Here is a 1,132-nt window from a genome sequence, read left to right as displayed (position 1 = left end):
CAAATGTCTGCATATCAACGTCTTTAGGCGATGATCGCTGGGCTCGAGTAGCGAAGCGATGGCGCCGATGATAAGATGTCAGCTTCACTGTTTGGACGGCTTTCGGTATCTTTTGGTACTGAAGCACAGACAAACAGATGACTTTCATTGCATTCCATACCTAGCCGGGTTGGAAGTTGCTGCTGCGCTCAAGTAGCGAAGCGGTAGCGCAATGAAGATGTGCAGAGGTTCGAACGTCAAGGATAAGCTGGTAACAGCTTTTCAACTTGAGAGTTTGATCCTGGCTCAGAACGAACGCTGGCGGCAGGCCTAACACATGCAAGTCGAGCGCGACCTTCGGGTTGAGCGGCGGACGGGTTAGTAACGCGTGGGAACGTGCCCAGATCTACGGAATAGCCTCGGGAAACTGAGAGTAATACCGTATACGCCCTTCGGGGGAAAGATTTATCGGATTTGGATCGGCCCGCGTTAGATTAGGTAGTTGGTGGGGTAATGGCCTACCAAGCCTACGATCTATAGCTGGTTTTAGAGGATGATCAGCAACACTGGGACTGAGACACGGCCCAGACTCCTACGGGAGGCAGCAGTGGGGAATCTTGGACAATGGGCGCAAGCCTGATCCAGCCATGCCGCGTGAGTGATGAAGGCCTTAGGGTCGTAAAGCTCTTTCGCCAGAGATGATAATGACAGTATCTGGTAAAGAAACCCCGGCTAACTCCGTGCCAGCAGCCGCGGTAATACGGAGGGGGTTAGCGTTGTTCGGAATTACTGGGCGTAAAGCGCACGTAGGCGGACCAGAAAGTTGGGGGTGAAATCCCGGGGCTCAACCCCGGAACTGCCTCCAAAACTCCTGGTCTAGAGTTCGAGAGAGGTGAGTGGAATTCCGAGTGTAGAGGTGAAATTCGTAGATATTCGGAGGAACACCAGTGGCGAAGGCGGCTCACTGGCTCGATACTGACGCTGAGGTGCGAAAGTGTGGGGAGCAAACAGGATTAGATACCCTGGTAGTCCACACCGTAAACGATGAATGCCAGTCGTCGGGTAGCATGCTATTCGGTGACACACCTAACGGATTAAGCATTCCGCCTGGGGAGTACGGTCGCAAGATTAAAACTCAAAGGAATTGACGGGG

Annotated in this window: 1 rRNA gene; it reads left to right on the top strand. The window is 53.0% G+C overall.

Annotated features, from left to right (window positions below):
• Nucleotides 1-262: 262 nt before the first annotated feature.
• A 16S ribosomal RNA gene (locus B9A11_RS21035) occupies nucleotides 263-1,132 on the top strand; the annotation flags it as partial.

Source organism: Tropicibacter naphthalenivorans, assembly GCF_900176475.1.
GTDB classification, from domain to species: Bacteria; Pseudomonadota; Alphaproteobacteria; order Rhodobacterales; family Rhodobacteraceae; genus Tropicibacter; species Tropicibacter naphthalenivorans.
Note: the sequence above shows the minus strand (reverse complement) of the source record. Positions and strands in the feature narration are given on the sequence as shown.